Genomic DNA, 490 nt, shown 5'->3' with positions numbered 1-490 from the left:
GATCCCGAAATCAAGGACACGCCCGATGCGCGCCTTGCACCTGATCTGACGGGGGCGATGCGGTTCGAGGATGTGCGTTTCGGCTATGACGCCGGTCGCGAGATCCTGTCTGGCATCAACATCGAGGTGCGAACCGCCGGCCACATTCGCCTTCAGATATTCAAGGTTGTAGATGGACCCCCAGCCTGCATCCGCATGATCGCTGCCATCCCGCCAATCCGACAGCGGCATGTAATTGTCGATACCGACGAAATCGATCGCCGGATGGGCCCACAGCGGATCCAGGTGGAAATATACGTCCCCATCGGCATGATAACCAAAATATTCCGACCAATCCGCCGCATAGCTGATCTTCGCATCCGGCAGGATCTGACGCACCTCTGCGGCCAGTTGGCAAAGAGCTTCCACCGCCGGAAAGCTGTCATCCTCCCCGCGGATCTGTGTCAGCCCCCGCATCTCGGACCCGATACAAAAGGCATCCACCCCTCCG

General features: G+C 59.2%; 1 protein-coding gene. It reads right to left on the bottom strand.

What is annotated here, in order from left to right:
* Window positions 1-490 (bottom strand): glycoside hydrolase TIM-barrel-like domain-containing protein (locus TR36_RS14635; protein WP_192841392.1); only part of this gene is annotated, 490 nt, incomplete at both ends.

Origin of the sequence: Falsirhodobacter sp. alg1 (genome assembly GCF_000739715.2) — a bacterium.
Classification (GTDB): Bacteria; Pseudomonadota; Alphaproteobacteria; order Rhodobacterales; family Rhodobacteraceae; genus Falsirhodobacter.
Note: the sequence above shows the minus strand (reverse complement) of the source record. Positions and strands in the feature narration are given on the sequence as shown.